The organism is Rhodococcus sp. NJ-530, from assembly GCF_003860625.1.
Lineage (GTDB): Bacteria > Actinomycetota > Actinomycetes > Mycobacteriales > Mycobacteriaceae > Rhodococcus_F > Rhodococcus_F qingshengii.
In genome coordinates this window covers 3,118,934-3,135,642 of record NZ_CP034152.1, presented here as the reverse complement: position 1 = coordinate 3,135,642, position 16,709 = coordinate 3,118,934, and the positions used below count along the sequence as shown (strand labels likewise).

Genomic DNA, 16,709 nt, shown 5'->3' with positions numbered 1-16,709 from the left:
GATTACGCTCCCTGGGTAGCTGCGGTGTCCGCGGTGAAACGAACGTAGCCGTTGGTCTCGAGCTCGTCGGCCAGCTCCGGTCCACCGGACTCGACGATGCGGCCACCGACGAACACGTGAACGAAGTCGGGGTTGATGTAGCGCAGAATGCGCGTGTAGTGCGTGATCAGCAGAACGCCGCCGTTCTCGCGCTCCTTGTAGCGGTTGACGCCTTCGGAGACGGTGCGCAGAGCGTCGACGTCGAGGCCGGAATCGGTCTCGTCGAGGATCGCGATCTTCGGCTTGAGCATGCCCAACTGCAGGATCTCGTGGCGCTTCTTCTCGCCACCGGAGAAGCCTTCGTTGACCGAGCGCTCGATGAACGAGGGATCGATCTCGAGCTCGCTGAGGGCTTCCTTGACTTCCTTGACCCAGTGGCGCAGCTTGGGAGCCTCGCCTCGCACGGCCGTAGCGGCGGTGCGCAGGAAGTTGGACATGGAAACGCCGGGAACCTCGACGGGGTACTGCATGGCCAGGAAGAGCCCGGCACGTGCACGCTCGTCGACGCTCATTGCAAGGACGTCTTCACCGTTGAGGGTGATGGAGCCTGACGTGACCTGGTACTTGGGGTGACCGGCGATGGCGTACGACAGAGTCGACTTGCCGGAGCCGTTGGGACCCATGATCGCGTGGGTCTCCCCCGAGCGGACCGTCAGGTCGACGCCCTTGAGGATCTGGATGGGCTCGGCGTTGGCATCGGAGTTGGCGACCTCGACGTGCAGGTCACGAACCTCGAGGACCGAGGTGGTGGTGTTGTCACTGGTAGACATGAAATTCCTTCAAGATGAGGCGGGCGAGCGTAGCGACGGGGTGGTGTCGCATGCGGGGCGGTCAGGAGCCGACGGCTGCGAGTTCGGCTTCGACTGCGGCTTCGAGGCGATCGCGCACCTCGGGAACAGCGATCTTGTTGATGATTTCGTGGAAGAACCCACGTACGACCAGACGACGAGCCTGATCCTCCGGGATACCACGAGCACGCAGGTAGAACAGCTGCTCGTCGTCGAAACGTCCCGTTGCACTTGCGTGGCCGGCCCCGACGATCTCACCGGTCTCGATTTCGAGGTTCGGAACCGAGTCGGCGCGGGCGCCGTCGGTCAGCACCAGGTTGCGGTTGAGCTCGAACGTGTCGGTGCCCTCCGCTGCGGCGCGGATGAGAACGTCGCCGATCCACACGGTGTGCGCGTCGGGCTTGCCGGATCCGGGATCTCCCTGAAGCGCACCCTTGTAGACCACGTTGGACTTGCAGTTGGGCTGCGAATGATCCACCAGCAGACGCTGTTCCAGATGCTGGCCGGCGTCGGCGAAGTACAGGCCGAGCAGTTCGGCGTCGCCGCCCGGTCCGTCGTACTTGACGGTGGCGGACAGGCGCACCAGGTCGCCGCCCAGGCTGATCGAGGTGTACCGAAGCACTGCGTCGCGGTTCAGGCGAGCGTGGTGTGACGTCACGTGAACTGCGTCGTCCGCCCAGTCCTGGATGGCCACCACGGTCAGCTGCGAACTGTCACCGAGAACGAATTCGATGTTCTCCGCGAAGGTTCCGCTGCCGCGCTGGTCGATCACGAACGTCGCCTTGGCGAACTGCGCCAGACGAATCTGGGTGTGTCCGTAGGCGACGTTGTCGACTCCGGGGCCGGTCATGGTGACCACAACGGGCTTCTCGACCTCGACCTCGGCACCAACCGAGATAACCGTTGCCGTCTCGAAGCTCGAATACGCCTGCGCTGCAATGCGATCAGCGGGAACGCCGGCTTTGCCCAGACGTGCGTCGTCACGCCCGACGGTCTCGACGGTGATGTCGCTTCCGCCGTCGACCTCGACGGTGACCTGTCCGTTGGCGACGGCGCTGCCGTCGTGCAATCCCCGGAGGCGACGCAGCGGGGTGAACCGCCAGATCTCGTCACGTCCGCCGGGAACCTCGAAAGCATTGACGTCGAACGAGGAGAACTGCTCACCCTTGTTCGTGATGGGTGAGCCTGTGGCTGCACCCTTTACAGGAGCGGTCGGGTTCTCCCCGGCAACAGCTCCGATGACTCCGGTCTCTGGCGTGGTCACTAACCCACAGCCCTTCCATCTGAAGTTCGATAAGGCGGTTGAGCTCGAGCGCGTACTCCATCGGGAGTTCCTTCGCGATGGGCTCGACGAATCCACGCACGATGGTGGCCATCGCCTCGTCCTCGGTCAGTCCGCGGCTCATCAGGTAGAAGAGCTGATCGTCACTAACCTTCGAAACGGTGGCCTCGTGACCCATGGTGACGTCGTCCTCGCGGATGTCGACGTACGGGTAGGTGTCGCTTCGGCTGATCTGGTCGACCAGCAGAGCGTCACACTTGACGGTCGACTTGGAGCCGTGGGCACCCTTGTTGACCTGCACCAGACCGCGGTACGACGCACGTCCACCACCACGGGCGACAGACTTGCTGATGATGGTCGAGGACGTGTGCGGCGCGAGGTGGAGCATCTTGGCGCCGGTGTCCTGGTGCTGGCCCTCGCCGGAGAACGCAACGGAGAGAACCTCACCGCGGGCGTATTCGCCCATCAGCCACACGGCCGGGTACTTCATGGTGACCTTGGAGCCGATGTTGCCGTCGACCCACTCCATGGATCCGCCGGCCTCGACCTTGGTGCGCTTGGTCACCAGGTTGTAGACGTTGTTGGACCAGTTCTGGATGGTCGTGTAGCGGCAGTGGCCGCCCTTCTTCACGATGATCTCGACGACGGCCGAGTGCAGTGAATCGGACTTGTAGATCGGCGCGGTGCAACCCTCGACATAGTGCACGGAGGCATCTTCGTCGACGATGATCAGGGTGCGCTCGAACTGACCCATGTTCTCGGTGTTGATGCGGAAGTACGCCTGCAACGGGATGTCCACGTGGACTCCCGGCGGAACGTAGATGAACGAGCCACCGGACCACACGGCGGTGTTCAGCGCGGAGAACTTGTTGTCGCCGGCCGGGATGACCGATCCGAAGTACTCCTTGAACAGCTCCGGGTGCTGCTTGAGACCGGTGTCCGTGTCGAGGAAGATGACGCCCTGCTCCTCGAGGTCCTCACGGATCGAGTGGTAGACGACCTCGGACTCGTACTGAGCTGCGACGCCGGCAACGAGGCGCTGCTTCTCCGCCTCGGGGATGCCGAGCTTGTCGTACGTGTTCTTGATGTCCTCGGGCAGGTCTTCCCACGACTCGGCCTGCTTCTCGCTGGACCGGACGAAGTACTTGATGTTGTCGAAGTGAATACCTTCGAGGTCGCTGCCCCAGTTCGGCATCGGCTTCTTGTCGAAGGTGCGCAGCGCCTTGAGGCGGATGTCGAGCATCCACTCGGGCTCGCTCTTCTTGGCGGAGATGTCCCGCACGACAGCCTCGGACAACCCGCGCTGCGCGCTGGCTCCGGCTTCGTCGGAATCGGACCAGCCGTAGCCGTAATGACCGAGGGACGCGATGGTCTCTTCCTGCGTGAGCGGCTCGGTGCCTGCTGCCGCAGTGGTAGTCGCCTGGTCTGATGTGACGGTCATGCGAGCTCCTTCCGGAGTCTTGTTTCTTGACGGCTGCTCGGGTTCAGCGAGGGCTGGTCGCTGTGGTCGAGCAGTTCTGACTTTGAAGAACTAGCTGAAAAATCTCTATTCGAACGCTGCACGGTGGCAACGCTCTGTAGAACACTCTGGTCCGGTCATCTACTCCCGGTGGACACGAGGGGCACGTGCGTCGTGCAGGCGCAGTCACCGTTGGCGATGGTCGCCAGACGCTGAACATGAGTCCCGAGCAATTGCCGGAATGCTTGCTGCTCTGCCTCGCACAGTTCCGGAAACTCTTCTGCCACATGGGAAACCGGGCAATGGTGTTGGCAGATCTGCACGCCGTTGCCGACCGGCCGGGTCGACGCTGCGAACCCCACCGCGTTGAAGGCTTCGGCGATTGCGTCCGCTGTCGCCTCGACGTTGTCGACATCTGTCGGATCAGCCGGTTCGACGTCGCCGACGATCGCCTGAACCCGACGCTTGGCGAACTCCTCGATTGCCGCGTCTCCGCCGATTTCACGGAGTTGCCGCATCGCGGCTCCCGCCAGATCGTCGTAGGTGTGGCCGAGGCGGCCGCGGCCGGTCGCGGTGATCTGGAACTGCTTGGCGGGACGACCTCGTCCGCGCTGACGCAGCGACGCCGCCGAAGCGGTACGGGCTTCGCCGGACTCGATCAACGCATCCAAGTGACGTCGGACACCTGCGGCACTCAAACCGAGGCGCGTGCCGATTTCGGAGGCGGTAATGGGGCCTTCTTCGAGTAGCAGCTTGACCACTGCGGCCCGGGTCTGGCCTTCGACGCTCACCGTCACCGGATTTGCGGCAGCACTAGGCGAGGTCGCTACAGTGGGCTGACCTGCAACTTCCTTGCTTCGAGGGTCTGACGCATTTCTTTTCACAACACAAGTGTGACGGAATTCTTTTCGCAGGTCTACTAAGGGCAACCTGCATTACATTCGGGAATATCCGGACAACGTACGTTGTTTGTGCTTGTCTGTCCGGCTGGATGGAGCCGCTACGCTGCCTGGTGTGCCGCAGACCCCCGAGAAGACGACGACCGCGCGATCGGCGCGCGCGATCCTGCTGGAAAAACCCAAGGCACTCGCGCTTTCCACAATCGGCGTTCGACCTTTCGGATCCGCTCCCCGGCAGAGTATGGCCGCGGTGCTGCACGGCGACGAGGACGAGCGCCCTGGCCTGAACGCGAAGGAAACCGCACAACTGCGAGGGATTCGCCGATTCGGCGCAACCGGCGCGGTCTTGATGGCAGTCGGAGCGCTCGGCGCCGGCGCACAACCCGTCCTGCAGAATCCGACCGCAGGACTTCGAGTCCTCAGCCTTCCCGGACGTATGCCGACGGTCTCACTCACCATGACGATGACCGGAACCGTGCTCGTCGTTCTGGCCTGGCTGATGATGGGCCGATTTGCAGTCGGGGACATACGCAGCCGTTCCGGCGCACCGCGGCGCATGACCCGTTCCCAGTTGGACCGCACACTCCTGCTGTGGATCCTGCCGCTCTCGGTCGCACCGCCGATGTTCAGCCGCGACGTCTACTCGTATCTGGCTCAAAGCGAAATCGCGGCCCGTGGACTCGATCCGTACGCCATCGGCCCCAAGGCGGCACTGGGCGTCGACCACGTTCTCACCCGCACGGTTCCGACGATCTGGCGCGACACCCCAGCTCCGTACGGTCCGTTCTTCCTGTGGCTGGGACGCGGGATCAGCTCACTGACCGGCGACAACATCGTGGCCGGAATCTTCTTGCACCGCTTGCTCGCATTGGCCGGCGTCGCGCTCATCGTGTGGGCGATACCGCGACTGGCCAAGCGATGCGGTGTCTCTGCCGTCAGTTCGCTCTGGCTCGGTGCCGCGAACCCGCTGTTGCTCTTCCACTTGGTGGCCGGCATCCACAACGAAGCGCTCATGCTCGGGTTGATGCTCGCCGGAATCGAGATCGCTCTCCGCGCAGTCGAAGGGTCCGGGCCCATCCGTGGGCGAGCGCTGTTCTATCTCGTTGCGGGATCAGGTTTGATCGCCTTGTCGTCGACCGTCAAAATTCCGTCCTTGCTTGCCTTGGGATTTGTCGGCATGGCCTTGGCTCGGCGTTGGGGTGGAACCTGGAAAGCCCTGGCGGGAGCCGCGATTCTCCTGGGCATCGTTGCCGCTGTCGTCACGTTTGTCATCAGCGTGGCCAGTGGGCTCGGTATGGGTTGGATCAACACCCTCGACACCGCCACGGCAGTCCGGAGTTGGATGTCCATCCCGACGCTCCTGGGCGTCGGCACGGGATTGGCCGGTGTACTACTCGGACTCGGCGATCACACGACGGCGATCCTCACGATCACGCGGCCCATCGCAACTCTCGTCGCCATGCTCGTCACCGCACGGATGATGATCTCGGTGTACATGGGCCGCATACACCCGGTCGGTGGACTCGGCATCGCACTCGGAGCGATCGTTCTCCTGTTCCCCGTCGTTCAGCCGTGGTACCTGCTGTGGGCGATCCTTCCGTTGGCGGCGTGGGCCACCGCGCCGATTTTCCGCATCCCTGCCGTCGTCTTCACCTCGATCGTCAGCGTCATGTTGATGTCCAACGGCGCCGAATACCTTCCGTTCATGATCGTGCAGGCCGTCATCGCGACCATCCTCACCGCCGGAACGCTCATCGTCTTCACCCGCAATTCACTCCCCTGGCGTAGCGACAAGCCAGTAGCGGAGATCACGAAAGGCGGACCGGTAGACGAAGACAACTCGGCGGGGGCTTACGCTGATTCCCCGTGACCTCGAGAGCCTCCAGATCGTCGACGCCGGCGGTACAGATCCAGGGTGTCGTCAAGTCCTTCGACGGTGTTCGAGCCGTCGACGGTATCGATCTCACTGTCGAGACGGCCCAGGTAGTTGCCCTGCTCGGCCCCAACGGAGCCGGTAAGACAACCACCGTCGAGATGTGCGAAGGGTTTGTCACCCCCGATGCCGGCACGGTTCGAGTGCTCGGTCTCGATCCCATCGCCGACTCCGGTGAAGTCCGCTCGCGAATCGGTGTCATGCTGCAGGGCGGCGGCGCGTACCCCGGGTCCAAGGCCGGGGAAATGCTCGACCTCGTGGCCGCATACTCGGCCGACCCGCTCGATCCCGCCTGGCTCCTTTCCAAACTCGGCCTCACCGATGCGCGCAAGACCCCGTACCGCCGCCTCTCCGGAGGCCAGCAGCAACGACTGTCCCTGGCGTGCGCGCTGGTCGGCCGTCCCGAATTGGTATTTCTGGACGAACCCACCGCCGGCCTCGACGCTCAGGCACGTCTACTCGTGTGGGAACTCATCGACGCTCTGCGACGCGACGGCGTGAGCGTCCTGCTCACCACACACCTCATGGACGAGGCCGAAGCGCTCGCCGACGAACTGGTCATCATCGACCACGGCAAGATCGTCGCGTCGGGAACGCCGGCGGAGGTCACCAGCAAGGGCGCCGAAGGACAACTCCGTCTGACGACGGTTCCCGGTTTGAGCCTCGATTCGCTGGCCGGTTCACTCGCCGGGTTCCGCATCGAGGAATCCAACCCCGGCACCTACGTCGTCGAAGGTGCAATCGATCCGGCAACCGTGGCGACTGTCGCAACATGGTGTGCCGATCAGGACGTGCTGATCAACGACATTCGCGTCGATCAACGGAGTCTGGAAGACGTCTTCCTCGAATTGACGGGCCGGGAACTGAGGGATGACGGAGATCAAGGTCATGAACGAAACAGCGTCGAACGGCCAGAGCAGTCCCATCAGCGTTGCCAGAGACCGGCGGCTCGCCGAGAACCGCTTCGAGCCAGGCACCTTCTCGCCGGATCCCCGCCCCAATTCGGCGGCCAAGATGCTGGCGGCGCAGACCAAACTGGAGTTGACTCTTCTGCTCCGCAACGGTGAGCAATTGCTGCTCACCATGTTCATCCCGATCACCCTGCTCATCGGACTGTGTCTACTTCCGATCGGCGATTTGGGCGATTCTCGGGTCGATACCGTGCTCCCTGGTGTCATGATGGTTGCCGTGATGTCGACGGCGTTCACCGGACAGGCCATCGCCGTCGGATTCGACCGCCGATACGGCGCGCTCAAGCGACTCGGTGCAACGCCGCTACCGCGGTGGGGAATCATCGCAGGCAAGAGCGCTGCCGTCATCATCGTCGTGGCTCTGCAGTCACTCTTGCTCGGCGCTATCGGTTTGGCGTTGGGATGGCGTCCGTCGTTCGTCGAACTTGTACTCGGCGCAGTGGTCATTGCCATCGGTACTGTCACATTTGCAGCGCTTGGCCTACTGCTCGGCGGTACTTTGCGAGCAGAGATCGTTCTCGCTCTCGCCAACATCCTGTGGTTCATCATGGTGGGCATCGGCAGTGTGGTCTTCGCCAGTGGTGAACTTCCGACCGCCGTCCACACGCTGGTCCGCATTGTTCCGTCCGGCGCTCTCGCACACGCACTCGAAGCGGCCCTCGACACCTCGATGGACTGGTTCTCGATTCTCGTACTTCTCATCTGGGCCGCAGTGGCCGGAGTCTGCGCAGCAAGGTGGTTCAAGTTCACGTGAGTACACGACGGACAGCTCAGATCGTCGGCTGTGTGGCCGCAACAGTCATGTTGTGTGCCGGGCCCGCAACGGCGACCCCTTCGGTGTCCGGTCCCCTCGCACCTGCAAATCCGTACCTCGGTCCCGTCGGTACTTCCACCATGCACGGTGACGCGGGCTCGTCCGACGTCACGCCGCTGCCTGGTCCAGGAACCGGCCCACACGAGGTGACAGCTTTCCCGATGATGGCCGCCTGCCCGACGGTCCTCCAGGGTTCCGACGGCATGGTCGTCTCGCTCTGCACGACGATGATCGGCCAGATCCCGACCATCCATTTGATCGATCCGAAGGCCGACGCCACGCCGTTGGGTAGATCCGTAGCACAACTGCCGCTCGCGAAGGGCAGTCTGCTCGGCGGCGTCTACGCCTACCTCGACAACGAGAACCGTCTCGTAGCCGTCGACGGAAACCGTCAACTGGTCCGCATTTCCCATGCGCAGAATCCGGACGGCAGTTGGCGGCTGGAACTCGCGGAGGTCATCGATCTCAGTGGTGCGGTTGCCGCCGACGACAACGTCACCGGCCTCGCTCCGGACTGGGACGGCAATGTCTGGTTCGCCACCGGGCACGGCACCGTCGGGTATGTCGGCGCGGATCGAATCGCGCACAGCATTGCGCTCCCCGAAGGTGAACAGGTGCAGAACAGCATCTCCACCTCCCCGACGGGCACTGCTGTCGCAACTACCCACGCGCTCTACCAACTGAAGCGAAATGGCGACGAGGTCGTCATCGACTGGCGTCAGCCGTACGACCGCGGGCCGGCCCGTAATCCGGGTCAGCTCAGCTGGGGAACCGGATCGACGCCGACATACTTCGGCCCGTCGACGGGCAGCGATTTCTTGACCATCGTCGACAACGCCCACCCGACAGTGAGCTTGCATGTCTATCGCGCTGACACGGGCGCCGAGGTGTGCACGCAGCCGGTGTTGTCCGCTGCCAGCCAGGACGGCTCACCGAGCGGCAGCGAGAACTCCCCCGTCGGCATCGGTCATTCCGTCTACGTCGCCGGCACTTACGGATACCCGTACCCCACGACTCCTGAAGGTGCCGGTCCAGCGGTCCCCGCCACGGCACCCTTCAACGGCGGAATGACCCGCGTCGACATCGATCCGGTCGGCTGCCATGTCGTGTGGGACAACACGATTCGCAGCTCCGCGGTACCTCACCTCTCGACGGCTGACGGCTCGATTTACACGGTGACACGGGACGGTGCTCCGAACACCTCTCCGCTGGACGGTTACTCCTTCGCGGTGATCGACTCGAAGGACGGGTCTCAGATCGGTTCGACTCCGTTGCCGTCGACGATCCTCAACGACACCCTTCAGATGTCTGCACTCATCACCGAGTCGGGCGAGTACTTCCAGGGAACGATCTCGGGAATCGTGCGAGTTCGCGCGAACTGACGCGAGCTGGCCCCACGGCTGCGCAGTTCTGGTCTCGTCGAGTCGGGGCAGGCGCGGAGCGAGCTGGCCCCAACGACGCGGGGCAGGCGCGGAGCGAGCTGGCCCCAACGACGCGGGGCAGGCGCGGAGCGAGCTGGCCCCAACTACGCGGGGCAGGCGCGGAGCGAGCTGGCCCCAACGACACTGTGTAGTTGATGGGGAACTACGATCGTTGGCGTGGTGAATCGTGTGTATGCCGGATTTTTACGCTTGGTGGATCGACTACCTCTCCCCTCGCTGAAAACGCAGAAGATCATCGCGTTCATCGTGATCCTGACGCAGGGCGGCATCGCTGTCACCGGCGCGGTGGTGCGCGTGACGGACTCGGGACTCGGTTGCCCGACGTGGCCGCAGTGCTTCCCCGGTAGCTTCGTCCCGGTCGGCCACGGACAGGTCGCGGTGATTCACCAAGCCGTCGAGTTCGGCAACCGCCTGTTGACCTTCCTTGTCGTCATCGTCGCCGCTGCGATCGTGCTTGCGGTGACTCGCGCTCGCCGACGCAAAGAGGTGCTTGTCTACGCCTGGATGATGCCGCTCGGCACTGTCGTTCAGGCAGTGATCGGCGGTATCACCGTCCTCACAGGCTTGCTGTGGTGGACGGTCGCCATTCACCTGGTTGCGTCGATGCTGATGGTCTGGGTTGCCACGGTGATGTACGCGAAGATCGCGGAACCCGACGAAGCAACAACTCTGGTCGTGATGCCGAGGCCGCTGCGCTGGCTTACCGCGCTGTCAGGTGTCGCGCTCGCTGGCGTTTTGGTCGCTGGAACTCTCGTAACGGGCGCAGGCCCGCACGCCGGCGACAAGGGACTGGACCGGACGGTGCCTCGCCTGGAGATCGAGATCGTGACGCTCGTCCATCTGCACTCACAGCTTCTGGTCGGATATCTCGCGCTGGTCGTGGGTCTGACCTTCGGCCTGTATGCGGTCGGGACATCCGCAGCCGTGAAGATCCGTCTGAAGGTCCTGCTGGGACTGATCCTCGCGCAGTCGCTCATCGGTGTCGTGCAGTACTTCACCGATGTGCCGGAAGTTCTGGTGATCATGCACGTCGCCGGTGCAGGACTGTGCACGGCTGCGACCGCAGCAGTTTGGGCTGCGGGTAAGACCCGCCAGTACACGCCGACCAATTCGCCGATACCAGCTGTCTGACGCTTCAAGACACGTGTGGGGCGTAGGAACACCAAAAGGTGTTCCTACGCCCCACACGTCATTTCAGGATTCGTTGCGAGCTTTCGGGAACCGAGTCTGGTTGGCGACCCAGCCGGCCATCTTCTTGAAATGGCCTTCCTGCGGGGTGACGATGCTCGTCAGTTCGCGCTCCCACTCGGCGACGGTGACGTTGTCGAAGGACGCGACGACCGCGTTCGCCGTGGCGAGGTCCTCGACGACCTGATCACCGAGGATGCCGTCGGCACCTACGAGGGTGATGCGAACGCCGGCCAGGCCGACCGGCTGGATGACGGCGCTGGCGGAGCCGCCGTGCTCGGCGACGAACTTGATGATGGCGTTCACCGTGGACTTCGGCAGTTCCGGCGCGGACGGGGTGGCGTCCGACTTCTCGGTATCGGTGCTCATGACTCGACAATACTGGTCGGTAGCCCGGAAGCGACACCAGGCATGGACTGAGCGTCGGCCGCCTCGGGTGTAGAACAGAAACCATGCGAGCCATCTACGTGACCGAGACCGGCGGACCAGAGGTTCTGACTCTGACCGAACAACCCGAACCGACACCCGGCCCAGGCGATCTACTCGTCAAGACCGAAGCGATCGGCATCAATTTCATCGACACGTACTTCCGAATGGGCCAGTACAAGCGTCCGCTCCCCTACATTCCCGGCGACGAGGGCAGCGGTGTTGTCGAAGCTGTCGGCTCCGACGTCAACGAATTCTCCGTGGGCGACCGGGTCGCGTGGGCCGCTGCCACTGGCAGCTATGCCGAGAAGGTGGCTGTTCCCGCCGCAGTCGCCGTGAAAGTGCCTGACGGTGTCCCTGCATCGGCCGCAGCGTCGGCGCTCCTGCAGGGGATGACGGCGCACTACCTCGCGAAGTCGACGTATCCGATCCAGAGCGGCGACACCGTGCTCGTGCACGCAGGCGCGGGCGGCGTCGGGTTGATCCTGACGCAGATGGCCGTCAGCCTCGGGGCGAAGGTCATCACGACTGTGTCATCGGATGCAAAGGAAGAACTCTCGCGCGGCGCGGGTGCCTCGGAGGTTCTGCGGTACGACGAGGACATCGCAGCGCGAGTCCGGGAGTTGACCGGCGGCGAAGGAGTAGCGGCGGCATACGACGGGGTCGGCGCGACAACTTTTGATTCGAGCTTGGCTTCCGTGCGCATCCGCGGCACGGTCGCTTTGTTCGGTGCGGCCAGTGGACCGGTTCCGCCGGTTGATCCGCAGCGGCTCAATTCGTCGGGTTCGCTGTTCCTGACGCGTCCGACGCTCGCGCATCACATTCGCACTCGAGAGGAACTGACCTGGCGTGCCGGCGATGTCTTCGACGCCATTGCGGCCGGGAAACTCGATATTCGCGTCGGCGCCGAGTATCCCCTCGCCGATGCGGCAACAGCGCATCGGGATCTGGAAGGTCGAGCAACGACCGGGTCGATCGTTCTGATCCCCTAGCGAAGTGCTGTGCGCCTTTATTAACCGCCCGCGGTTAATAAAGGCGCACAGCAGAATCAGCTGAGCATGTCGCTGATCGTCTGGAGTCCGAGAACCGAGTCGACGGCGAGGCCGACGAACACGATCGCAAGATAGTTGTTGGACTGCAGGAACAGGCGTAGCGGTTTGACCTGAGCACCACCGCGAACGCTGCGGTACAGCTGATGTGCCATGAGCAGGAACCACGCACCGGCAACGATGGTGATGGCGGCGTAGATGACTCCCGATGCGGGCACGAGGACAAGCGTCGTGACGACCATTGCCCAGCTGTAGAACAGAATCTGCTTGGTGACGTGCTCTTCGGTGGCGATCACCGGAAGCATGGGAACACCGGCAGCTTTGTAGTCCTCTTTGTATCGCATCGCCAGCGCCCAGGTGTGCGGCGGCGTCCAGAAGAAGATGATCAGGAACAGCACGACGGGCTGCCAGCTCAGTGAACCGGTGACAGCGGCCCAGCCCACCAGGACGGGCATACATCCGGCTGCGCCACCCCAGATGACGTTCTGCCAGGTACGACGCTTGAGAACCATCGTGTAGATGAGGACGTAAAACGCGATCGTGATCACGACGAGGATGCCGGCCAAGAGGTTGGCTCGCCACCACAGCCACAGGAACGACGCGAGTCCGAGAAGGAGCCCGAAGACGAGCGCGTTGCGCGTCGGCACCGCCTCGCGGGCCAGCGGACGCTTCGCCGTGCGCTTCATGACCTTGTCGATGTCGGCGTCGACGACGCAGTTGAGCGAGTTCGCACTCGCCGCGCCCATCCAGCCACCGAAGAGGGTGCTGAGGATCAGAACGATGTCGACTGTTCCGCGATCGGCCAGCAGCATTGCCGGAATGGTTGCCACCAACAGCAATTCGATCACTCGCGGCTTCGTGAGCGCGATATAAGCCAGAACCTTGCCCGTTGCGCGACCCCACACCGTATCGGTATTGGTCGCCCGCGGGGCGGCACCTGGGCTGCCGAAGCCATGTCCGCTCGGCTGTTGCCCTGTCCGCACGTTCTCTCCTTGCACCACGCGTTACCGCACTAACTCTTCACGACACACTGCTGACACTGTTCTCTACTACGAACGATGGTAGACCGCAGCCATTGAGGAACCGAATCGACCCGGACAGCCAGGACCATTAGGCTGGGTTACGCAGTGGAGGGACACCCCACCCTCGCAATCCACGTACACCATGTCAGGAGACATCTGCCAGTGTCGATCACAGACGAGATCCACGTCCTCACGCAACCCGTCCACCCCTCGGACTGGACCGACCTGGACACCAAGGCTGTCGATACCGCCCGCGTGCTCGCCGCCGACGCGGTTCAGAAGGTCGGCAACGGCCATCCCGGAACTGCAATGAGCTTGGCGCCGTTGGCATACACCCTCTTCCAGCGCGTCATGCGCCACGATCCTTCGGATGCAGAATGGGTCGGCCGTGACCGCTTCGTTCTCTCCTGTGGCCATTCATCCTTGACGCTGTACACCCAGCTCTACCTGTCGGGCTACGGTCTCGAGCTCGCTGACCTCGAAGCTCTCCGCACGTGGGGCGCACTGACCCCCGGCCACCCCGAGGTCGGCCACACCGTCGGCGTCGAGATGACCACCGGTCCGCTGGGCCAGGGCCTTGCGTCCGCAGTCGGTATGGCGATGGCTGCGCGTCGTGAGCGTGGGTTGTTCGATCCGGAGACCCCGGTCGGCTCCTCCCCCTTCGACCATCACATCTACGTGATCGCGTCCGACGGTGACATCGAAGAAGGCGTCACGTCCGAGGCCTCGTCGCTCGCCGGTGTCCAGGAACTGGGCAACCTCATCGTCTTCTACGACGACAACAAGATCTCCATCGAGCACGACACCACCATCGCTCTCGGCGAAGACGTCGGAAAGCGATACGAGGCATACGGCTGGCACGTTCAGCACGTCGAAGGTGGCGAGAACGTCTCCGGCATCCTCGACGCGGTTGCCGCGGCCAAGGCCGTCGTCGATCGTCCGTCCATCATCTTGCTCCGCACCATCATCGGTTTTCCGGCTCCGAAGAAGATGAACACCGGCGACGTCCACGGCTCCGCTCTCGGTGCCGACGAAGTTGCAGCGGTCAAGGAAGCCCTCGGCTTCGATCCGGCCAAGTCCTTCGACGTCGACGCCGACGCTCTGGCTCACGCCCGTGAGGTCGTCTCCCGCGGCGCCGACGCACGCAAGGCATGGCAGGTCGAGTTCGACGCGTGGGCTGCACGTGAGACCGAGCGCAAGGAACTCTTCGACCGCCTGTTCGCCGGTGAGTTCCCCGCCGGCTGGGCCGACGCTCTCCCGACCTACGAGGCCGACGCCAAGGGCGTTGCGACTCGCAAGGCCTCCGGTTCGGCACTCAACGCGCTCGGACCGATCCTGCCCGAGCTGTGGGGCGGCTCCGCCGACCTCGCCGGCAGCAACAACACCACCATCAAGGGCGCAGATTCGTTCGGCCCGTTCTCCATCTCCACCAACGACTGGAATGCGCAGCCTTACGGCCGCACGCTCCACTTCGGCATCCGCGAGCACGCGATGGGCTCGATCCTCAACGGCATCGCGCTTCACGGACCCACCCGCCCGTACGGCGGAACCTTCATGGTCTTCTCCGACTACATGCGTCCGGCGGTTCGCCTGGCCGCACTGATGAAGACTGCCGTCACCTACGTCTGGACCCACGACTCCATCGGTCTCGGCGAAGACGGCCCGACCCACCAGCCGGTCGAGCACCTCGCTGCTCTTCGTGCGATCCCGAACCTCGCCGTCGTCCGCCCGGGTGACGCCAACGAGACCTCGTTCGCATGGCAGGCAGCACTCGAGAACAAGACGGGCCCGACGGCTCTGGCACTCACTCGCCAGGACATCCCGGTTCTCGAAGGCACCAAGGAGAAGGCTGCCGAGGGTGTCAAGCGCGGCGCTTACGTCCTCGTCGACGCAGCCAACGGTTCGCCCGAGGTCATCTTGCTGGCGACCGGTTCCGAACTGCATCTGGCCACCGAGGCTCGCGAAACCCTCGAAGCTCAGGGCGTCGCAACCCGCGTCGTTTCCGTGCCGTGCCTCGATTGGTTCCTCGAGCAGGATCAGGCGTACCGCGACGAGGTCATTCCGCCCGCCGTGCGCGCGCGTGTGTCCGTCGAAGCCGGCATCGCGATGCCGTGGTGGCGCATCCTCGGCGACGCCGGTCAGGCCGTCTCGCTCGAGCACTACGGCGCTTCCGCCGATTACAAGACCTTGTTCCGGGAGTTCGGCATCACTGCCGACGCGACTGTCGAAGCCGCGCAGCGCTCCCTCGCAGCTGTGAAGGGATGATCTCGATGACACAGAACGTGAATACCGAAAAGCTCTCCGCTGCAGGCGTTTCCATCTGGCTCGACGACCTCTCGCGGGATCGCATCCAGTCCGGCAACCTGCAGAACCTCATCGACACGAAGTCGATCGTGGGTGTCACGACCAACCCGTCGATCTTCCAGGCGGCACTGTCCAAGGGATCGGCGTACGACGCTCAGGTCCGTGAGCTCGCACAGCGCGGCGCCGATGTCGACGCCACCATCACCGCGGTGACCACCGACGACGTGCGTGCTGCGTGCGACATCCTGGCTCCGCAGTTCGAGGCGTCGAACGGCGTCGACGGCCGCGTGTCCATCGAAGTCGATCCTCGCCTGGCACACGACACCGACGCCACCGTCGCGCAGGCGATCGAGCTGCACAAGATCGTCGATCGTCCGAACGTCCTGATCAAGATCCCCGCGACGCTGGCAGGCATTCCCGCCATCGCCAAGGTGATCGGTGAGGGCATCAGCGTCAACGTCACCTTGATCTTCTCGGTCGAGCGCTACGAGGCAGTCATGGGCGCATACCTGGAAGGTCTGGACACCGCCAAGGCTGCCGGCCGCGACATCTCGTCCATCGAGTCGGTCGCCTCGTTCTTCGTCTCCCGCGTGGATTCCGAGATCGACAACCGCCTCACGGCAATCGGCACGCCGGAAGCCCTCGAGCTTCGTGGCAAGGCTGCACTCGCAAACGCGCGTCTGGCGTACAACGCGTACCAGCAGATCTTCGAGGTGCAGCCGCGCTTCCAGGCTCTTCTGTCCGACGGCGCCAAGGCTCAGCGTCCGCTGTGGGCGTCGACCGGCGTGAAGAACCCGGATTACCCCGACACTCTCTACGTCACCGAGTTGGTTGCGCCGAACACGGTCAACACCATGCCGGAGAAGACGCTCGACGCTCTCGCCGACCACGGCGAGATCACCGGCGACACGATCTCGGGCACCGCTCAGGAGTCACAGGCGGTCTTCGATCAGCTCGCTGCAGTCGGCATCGATCTTGCGGACGTGTTCAAGGTCCTCGAGACAGAGGGCGTCGACAAGTTCGAGGTGTCCTGGAACGAGTTGCTCGACGCAACCGCCGAGCAGCTCCGCGCAGCAACCCAGAAGAGCTGAGC

Annotated in this window: 12 protein-coding genes and 2 pseudogenes; 8 read left to right on the top strand and 6 right to left on the bottom strand. The window is 63.7% G+C overall.

Going from position 1 to position 16,709, the window contains the following annotated elements:
• Nucleotides 1-2: 2 nt before the first annotated feature.
• The 4 genes and pseudogenes from sufC to EHW12_RS14835 all read right to left on the bottom strand — a co-directional run bounded on the left by sufC (nt 3) and on the right by EHW12_RS14835 (nt 4,452).
• A complete protein-coding gene (sufC, locus tag EHW12_RS14850; RefSeq protein WP_003944795.1) occupies nt 3-809 on the bottom strand; it encodes a Fe-S cluster assembly ATPase SufC in 807 nt (268 codons plus the stop codon).
• Between the two features lie 61 nt (nt 810-870).
• Nucleotides 871-2,091: a Fe-S cluster assembly protein SufD gene (sufD, locus tag EHW12_RS14845; protein WP_003945011.1), complete on the bottom strand. Its 1,221-nt coding sequence runs from the start codon at nt 2,089-2,091 to the stop codon at nt 871-873.
• 10 nt (nt 2,092-2,101) lie between these two features.
• Nucleotides 2,102-3,550 (bottom strand): annotated as a pseudogene (gene sufB / locus EHW12_RS14840) (Fe-S cluster assembly protein SufB); the annotation flags it as partial.
• A 155-nt stretch (nt 3,551-3,705) separates the two neighbouring features.
• Nucleotides 3,706-4,452 (bottom strand): metalloregulator ArsR/SmtB family transcription factor, encoded by a 747-nt coding sequence (locus EHW12_RS14835; RefSeq protein ID WP_076948451.1) that lies wholly within the window; start codon nt 4,450-4,452, stop codon nt 3,706-3,708.
• Nucleotides 4,453-4,582: 130 nt separating this feature from the next.
• Here EHW12_RS14835 and mptB point away from each other — a divergent pair, with 130 nt between their 5' ends.
• The 5 genes and pseudogenes from mptB to EHW12_RS14810 all read left to right on the top strand — a co-directional run bounded on the left by mptB (nt 4,583) and on the right by EHW12_RS14810 (nt 10,758).
• Nucleotides 4,583-6,337 carry a polyprenol phosphomannose-dependent alpha 1,6 mannosyltransferase MptB gene (gene mptB / locus EHW12_RS14830; protein ID WP_003944776.1) on the top strand — a complete coding sequence of 585 codons (1,755 nt, stop codon included), beginning with the start codon at nt 4,583-4,585 and terminating at the stop codon, nt 6,335-6,337.
• Nucleotides 6,334-7,269, top strand: a pseudogene (locus EHW12_RS14825) (ABC transporter ATP-binding protein); the annotation flags it as partial. The gene mptB and the pseudogene EHW12_RS14825, both read left to right, overlap by 4 nt.
• A gap of 1 nt (nt 7,270) precedes the next feature.
• Nucleotides 7,271-8,125, top strand: coding sequence for an ABC transporter permease (locus EHW12_RS14820; RefSeq protein WP_003944914.1), 855 nt, complete (start codon nt 7,271-7,273; stop codon nt 8,123-8,125).
• A gap of 47 nt (nt 8,126-8,172) precedes the next feature.
• Nucleotides 8,173-9,567, top strand: a complete 1,395-nt coding sequence (locus EHW12_RS14815; RefSeq protein ID WP_218960187.1) for a hypothetical protein — start codon at nt 8,173-8,175, stop codon at nt 9,565-9,567.
• A 216-nt stretch (nt 9,568-9,783) separates the two neighbouring features.
• A complete protein-coding gene (locus EHW12_RS14810; RefSeq protein WP_193595302.1) occupies nt 9,784-10,758 on the top strand; it encodes a heme A synthase in 975 nt (324 codons plus the stop codon).
• A 63-nt stretch (nt 10,759-10,821) separates the two neighbouring features.
• On the opposite strand, the gene EHW12_RS14805 is transcribed toward EHW12_RS14810, so the two are convergent.
• Nucleotides 10,822-11,184 (bottom strand): hypothetical protein, encoded by a 363-nt coding sequence (locus EHW12_RS14805; RefSeq protein WP_125051057.1) that lies wholly within the window; start codon nt 11,182-11,184, stop codon nt 10,822-10,824.
• 83 nt (nt 11,185-11,267) lie between these two features.
• Here EHW12_RS14805 and EHW12_RS14800 point away from each other — a divergent pair, with 83 nt between their 5' ends.
• On the top strand, nt 11,268-12,233 hold the full coding sequence (locus EHW12_RS14800; protein ID WP_125051055.1) for a quinone oxidoreductase: 966 nt from the start codon (nt 11,268-11,270) through the stop codon (nt 12,231-12,233).
• Between the two features lie 56 nt (nt 12,234-12,289).
• On the opposite strand, the gene EHW12_RS14795 is transcribed toward EHW12_RS14800, so the two are convergent.
• Nucleotides 12,290-13,273 (bottom strand): heme o synthase, encoded by a 984-nt coding sequence (locus EHW12_RS14795; RefSeq protein ID WP_003944994.1) that lies wholly within the window; start codon nt 13,271-13,273, stop codon nt 12,290-12,292.
• A gap of 201 nt (nt 13,274-13,474) precedes the next feature.
• On the opposite strand from EHW12_RS14795, the gene tkt reads away from it, so the two are divergent.
• Nucleotides 13,475-15,577: a transketolase gene (gene tkt / locus EHW12_RS14790; protein ID WP_003944976.1), complete on the top strand. Its 2,103-nt coding sequence runs from the start codon at nt 13,475-13,477 to the stop codon at nt 15,575-15,577.
• A 5-nt stretch (nt 15,578-15,582) separates the two neighbouring features.
• Nucleotides 15,583-16,707, top strand: coding sequence for a transaldolase (gene tal / locus EHW12_RS14785; RefSeq protein ID WP_064114350.1), 1,125 nt, complete (start codon nt 15,583-15,585; stop codon nt 16,705-16,707).
• The last annotated feature ends 2 nt before the right edge of the window (nt 16,708-16,709 follow it).